Below are 4,143 nucleotides of genomic sequence, written 5' to 3' on the forward strand. Positions count from 1 at the left end.
AGGCATGAAGCGGTCGAGATCGACGCCCGGCGAGATGGCGGTGACATTGGCGATGCCGTGCTCACGCAGCATGTGCGCGTAAAGCTCGGCATGGCTGATGCAGTAGTCGACATCCTCGGCGGTGCGGAAGAACTTCTCATAGGCCTCACCCTCCGGCTCAAGGTGGGCGAAGTAGCCGACCTCTATGGGGGAGACGCGCCGGTAACGGCAGGAATAGGTGATGTAGTACTGGATGGCTGCGTCAGCATCGACGCCGTCGCCAAACTTGACGTAGGACAAGCGGGACGAAATCTGCGTGGCGAGGTTCTCGAGGATCCAGCCGCGATCAGAGGTGACGATGTTGACGTAAGCCATTCATACTTCTCCGGCGAAGCATTCTTCAGGGCGCTTTACATTGCCCATGGATCCTAAAAAAATCTAGTGACTATTTCTATCCTGCAGAGCCAGTAGATGTTCTAGTTTTTCACAATCTATAATTACGTCATTTAGACGCGATTGTCTTTCTTGCGCGAAAGGCACGTAATTGCAATCTTTTGCTATGGCACTATGCAAGAATTGCAATGATGGTAATGGCTTTGGAAATATTTCAATGAATACAGGTTTATTTTGCGTAAATACTATATTTGCGCAACCTGCACCATGCAATCCAATTATTTTTTCGGCAGCAGCAAAATGCGCAACTTGCCCCCAAAAATCTATTTTTTCCATTTGCATAATTGAATAGTCAAATTTTTGCAGGACGCTATTAACCTTTTCTTCGTTTAAAATTCTTCTGTACTGGGCATTCTTGCGAGATATAGAAAATCGTCTTGGTAGAGGCGCGACAAGACTCGATGAATGCCTCCTCAAAGCTTCTGCACCAATTGCGTTGAGCTCCGCTAAAACTTCATTATAGAACACCAAGTCCCAACGATCGCCCAAGTGCTGCAAAAGATACAATTCATTAACTTTGAATTTTCCGGCCGGCAAAGGAAAGTAAAAATTCCCTTCTGCCAGTGGAAATATCTCTGGAAGCCTATAAAAGAACTCGTTTCTCATGGCTCCTGGAGAAAAAGCTCGGTATCCCGGCAAATCTGGGAACAGCACAGGGCAGTTCTTCAACCGCGAGTTTCCAACTATTACACGCTGAACATACAGGCCCAAAAAATGAGCATAATTGTGTGTTCCTGGATCAAATGGCAGGAAAGCTGATTTTATTTCTCCATCGTAAGGAAAATCATGCTCAAAGTACCAAGCCCGGTTTCCCGCATACCTAATAAATTTGTTTCCTTCTAGTATTCTTGGAGAGCCGCGAGTTTCTCTGATAAAATTCCTCTGGCTATCGCAAACCATTCCCTCAATTCTTGGAAAATTATATACTGTTGCATTGGGTATGCGCACTAGTTGATAAGCACCTACTTGGTATGGCTTTCGCGCAACAGCAGGCGCAATCTCAGCAAGCTTCTGACGATCTTCCTCGCTAACCTCTTTCACATTTAAATCAAGACCCATCTTGGGCTGATCCATTTCGATCTTTGCAATGACCTCTGCTCCGTGAGCTGTATGCGCAGTTTTAATTGGGCCATATTGAAATCGAATATCATCTTCAAAAATAACATCGCCAAGAATATTATGCATAACTGTCGATTACCTTCGATACAAATGAATGCCACAGCCCGCAATGTTATGACTACGCAACGGGTAATTGCATGTATTATATGCTGACGGAGTTTGCGGAGCCTCGGTCTGTCAGATTTAAATGCTCGAGGGCCCGGAATTTACCTTCAGGAGGTATGGGCATGTCACGCTCGCCATAAGCTTGCTTGCAATGTTCAATAAAAACACTTTGCTCCTTCGTTATCATTCCACGCAAGACCTCTGCCGTGGGCCAAAGGAACTCTGGGATTGGGCCTGGAAAAAGCTCCTCCCGCCCATATCCTTTTTGACTAAAAATATCTGGATTAAAATTAAGTCCTTCTTCACCAATGTAAGTAGCTTGGCAAATAAAAGGCATAACACGTGTCCGCCCGAGTGAGGAGGTCGCCAACATCTTCATTGCATCTTGTGACAAAGAGCGGGTGGCCAAACCAAGCTTCTTGTGCACACCGCCAATCCGTGCCTTCGGTCGCTTCCTGTAATCACAACCACTTACAATTTGAATATATGGATCAATTACTTCTCGCACTTTGAGCCAGTGCTCACGATTAACGCCATAACCCCACGCGTGCTCCATTTTAATAATTTCTTGGCAATGCTTTTCTTGTTGCTCTAAATTAGCACGATGGTTCCCATAAGCAGCGACATATCCGACAAGACCTTCGGCTGCAGGGCTTTCGGCAAAATCCAACAGTTTCTCAATTGTAAGAAGGTAATTAGGACCTAATGTCATATCATCTTCGCAGAAAAGAGCACGTGAGAACGTCCGTTCTAAAAATATGTATCTTTCTGCACGCTCGAAATTCAAGGCTACCCCAATATTTTTGTCAGACCTATGTACATGCCCTTCAGGAAAAATAGAGCGAAACACATCTACCGATTGATTTAGAACATCATCATCAGCGTAACGTTCGTTGCTGATAAAATTAACCCCTCCGTCCTGAAAAAAATGAATCTCTCGGCTTTTCCACTCGCCTCCGTTCTGGAGGCGGATAGACTCTAGAACCCGCTTCAAGTATTGAGGGCGGTTAAAGCCCATCACGACGACCGGCATAATTTTGCTTAACCCACTCATGATCTTCTCCTTTCAAAAAGTTTATTTGTTGCGGTTAAAAACAATTCCCAGTAGATTTGATTAAAATACCTGTTGTCAGGCAAACTATGCTTGCACAGAATAGGGCAGTAAAAAGATCGGCAAAAATGCTAGAGTCTATTAATTTTACAATTTTGAAGCGTGCTCCAGTTCTGGATAAAGGAAAATTCGTGCCGCCTGGGAACAATGCACGTTATCGCAATAGTATTGCTTATCCGTCATTCCGTCAGCAGGCTGAAATAGACTTTCTGCTATTGAGAGAAAACTATAGCCACGCTCAACGCACAGCAATTTGAGTGTGTTGTTGAAACGGAGTGTCGCTTCCTTCCGTTGTGCAAACGTCCCATAGACCGGATACCTCGGGTCATTGATAGCATCCTGCCAAGTTGGAGCGATCGGCCCCCAAGCAATTGGGCGATATCCTCTGCTTGCAACCACATCAAAAAATTCGATGACCTTCTTACATATTTGATCGACGATCTCCGAAATGAGCCGCCCCTGCCGTTCAGCCTGCTGACAAATATGTGCTCGACAATCTACTTCGCCAAAAGAAAACAGAACCTTTGCACCTTTTGGTACTATATCATTGGTATTGAGGAGCGCCTCGATCTTTTCTGTTGCGTGTGTTCGAGTACCTTTGCTTCCAAGGTGAAAAGCTAACCCCGCACCAAGATGCAATCCCACGAACTCAGGGACCATTCCACGATATAGTTTAATTCCATGATTCAGCCCTACCGCCTGAGATGTCTCATCCTTGCCAGCCAAGAAGCGAACATGGCTGTCTCCAATCGCATAGATTGGCTCAATGCCAGAAAGAACGCTGAAATCGTCGCTAATCTTGAATGCTTCTATTACTAGTTGATCTTTCTTATCAGCCGCCTCAGAATTCTTGCAAACTCGTACCGCAAACCCTAGACTATATAAATCCGACAGCAATATTGAAATGTGGCTGATTTCCGATTCAGAAAAATTTTCTGCTCTGATTTGAAAGCAGCCATTTTGACGCAGAGCAAATTTGCAAAGAGATAGAAGATCTAGGCACTGCCGGCGCGGCAATAAAAATATATTCCCGCTCACACGGAAGCAGGCAGCCTTGTGCTGTATAAAATGCCTATACCATGTAAAATTTTCTACTGAAAGCAGATCGAAGTTGACATAGTCCTTGTCATCCGAAATAAAAGAAAATGCTGCGCTTCCTGTTTCTATGTATTTTTTGACTGACAACTTTGCCATTTTATATTCCCTCTAATCTCTGACATCATATTTAACGAGAGAGTGAAGCAAAAATAAACAGCATGTTTCTGAAAATCAAATTAGTTGCGCCTGTGATAAGCTTTATACCATGACACAAAGAGCGTCAGTCCAGCCTCAATCGATGTGCGCGGCATGAAATTTGTAGTTTGCTGAAGCGCCTC

The 4,143-nt window shown here is 44.6% G+C and carries 4 protein-coding genes; all 4 read right to left on the reverse strand.

Features of this window, described 5'->3' with window-relative positions; translation table 11 throughout:
• Positions 1 to 354, reverse strand: a 354-nt coding sequence (locus CR162_RS21750; RefSeq protein ID WP_141563292.1) for a hypothetical protein, incomplete at its 3' end; no start/stop codon positions are given.
• Positions 355 to 417: 63 nt separating this feature from the next.
• Positions 418 to 1,617 (reverse strand): glycosyltransferase family 61 protein, encoded by a 1,200-nt coding sequence (locus CR162_RS21755; protein ID WP_099097542.1) that lies wholly within the window; start codon positions 1,615 to 1,617, stop codon positions 418 to 420.
• 76 nt (positions 1,618 to 1,693) lie between these two features.
• Positions 1,694 to 2,710, reverse strand: coding sequence for a glycosyltransferase family protein (locus CR162_RS22250; RefSeq protein WP_141563293.1), 1,017 nt, complete (start codon positions 2,708 to 2,710; stop codon positions 1,694 to 1,696).
• 144 nt (positions 2,711 to 2,854) lie between these two features.
• A complete protein-coding gene (locus CR162_RS22255) occupies positions 2,855 to 3,961 on the reverse strand; it encodes a hypothetical protein (RefSeq protein WP_141563294.1) in 1,107 nt (368 codons plus the stop codon).
• Positions 3,962 to 4,143 lie beyond the last annotated feature (182 nt).

Source organism: Teichococcus rhizosphaerae (genome assembly GCF_002631185.1).
Taxonomy (GTDB): Bacteria; Pseudomonadota; Alphaproteobacteria; order Acetobacterales; family Acetobacteraceae; genus Pseudoroseomonas; species Pseudoroseomonas rhizosphaerae.

Coding starts and splice junctions, on each gene's coding strand:
- CR162_RS21755 (WP_099097542.1), bottom strand. CDS start 1,617: ATGCATAATATTCTTGGCGATGTTATTTTTGAAGATGATATTCGATTT.
- CR162_RS22250 (WP_141563293.1), bottom strand. CDS start 2,710: ATGAGTGGGTTAAGCAAAATTATGCCGGTCGTCGTGATGGGCTTTAAC.
- CR162_RS22255 (WP_141563294.1), bottom strand. CDS start 3,961: ATGGCAAAGTTGTCAGTCAAAAAATACATAGAAACAGGAAGCGCAGCA.